Below are 457 nucleotides of genomic sequence, written 5' to 3'. Positions count from 1 at the left end.
ATCATGACGATAACACTATTTTTAGTTGGTCTCTTGTTGCTACAAAAAATGGTCAAGCAATAATGCTTTTTCGAACACTACCAAATGCTGATATAAATGTTCCTATCCGAGTGTTTATGGAGGGTGTTAAAAAGCCTATCCTCATTGATTATACCCAATGTAATGAAACGGTCTGTTTAGCGCAATCACCTGTAGGACCAATTCTCAGTAAACAAATAGAGAAAGATAAAAAAGTGCGTATTTCCTATAAGATTAAAGAGGGAAAGATATTTTCTTTTATTGTGCCATTTAAAGGGTTAAGGGCGGCACTTAATTCTCTACAACGATAGATTATATAGAGTGTTTAATAAGTTTTTTCATAAATTGTTGTATTTCATTCCAGATTTAAATAGAAATGAAGATTCAAATCGAGAATAATGAATGTAAGATTCTAAATAAAGTATAAAGGTGGGTTCAC

The 457-nt window shown here is 31.7% G+C and carries 1 protein-coding gene; it reads left to right on the top strand.

The genetic code is table 11. The features are described 5' to 3' along the window. Positions 1-329 (top strand): invasion associated locus B family protein (locus tag J7R10_RS08685; protein WP_208436473.1); only part of this gene is annotated, 329 nt, incomplete at its 5' end. Positions 330-457 lie beyond the last annotated feature (128 nt).

Origin of the sequence: Bartonella vinsonii subsp. berkhoffii ATCC 51672 (assembly GCF_902825225.1) — a bacterium.
GTDB lineage: Bacteria > Pseudomonadota > Alphaproteobacteria > Rhizobiales > Rhizobiaceae > Bartonella > Bartonella berkhoffii.
Note: the sequence above shows the minus strand (reverse complement) of the source record. Positions and strands in the feature narration are given on the sequence as shown.